The 668-nt window shown below is 62.1% G+C and carries 1 protein-coding gene; it reads left to right on the forward strand.

Annotated features, from left to right (window positions below; genetic code table 11):
- A partial coding sequence (locus ACWEO2_RS35985) for an AMP-binding protein (protein WP_452409435.1) occupies positions 1–668 on the forward strand: 668 nt, incomplete at both ends.

Raw genomic sequence — 668 nt, forward strand, 5'->3', positions numbered from 1 at the left:
AGTCGCTACGCGACGCTGGCCCACCCGTCGCCCGACCACCGCCCCTCATCGAGTCGCTACGCGACGCTGTCCTATGCCGAATTCGCCGGGCGGGTGCACCGCTTGGCGCGCTGGCTCATCGAGCAGGGTGTCGAACCGGATTCTCTTATCGCACTAGGTATGCGCCGGTCCATCGATCTGGTGGTCGGCATGTACGCCGTCACGATGGCTGGTGGTGCCTATGTGCCGTTGGATCCGGATCATCCGGGTGAGCGCATTGATTACATTCTGGAGACTGCGCGTCCGGTGTGTGTGCTGACTTCTGGCAGTGATCTGGAGTCGACGGTGTCGCGGCAGGTCCGTATTGATGAGCTCGATCTTGCTGAGTTCTCGGGTGAGCCGTTGACGGATGCGGATCGGCATCGGCCGTTACGTCCGGGCAATACCGCGTATGTGATCTTTACTTCGGGTTCGACGGGTCGTCCGAAGGGTGTGGCTGTTTCGCATGCTGCGATCGTGAACCGTTTGGTGTGGATGCACGCCGCATACGGTCTCTCGGCCGACGATGTGGTGCTGCAGAAGACTCCGGCGACTTTCGATGTGTCGGTGTGGGAGTTCTTCTGGCCCTTGCAGGTGGGTGCGCGTCTGGTCGTCGCCAAGCCCGACGGCCACCGCGATCCGGCCTACAT

It is taken from the genome of Nocardia sp. NPDC004278 (assembly GCF_053602975.1).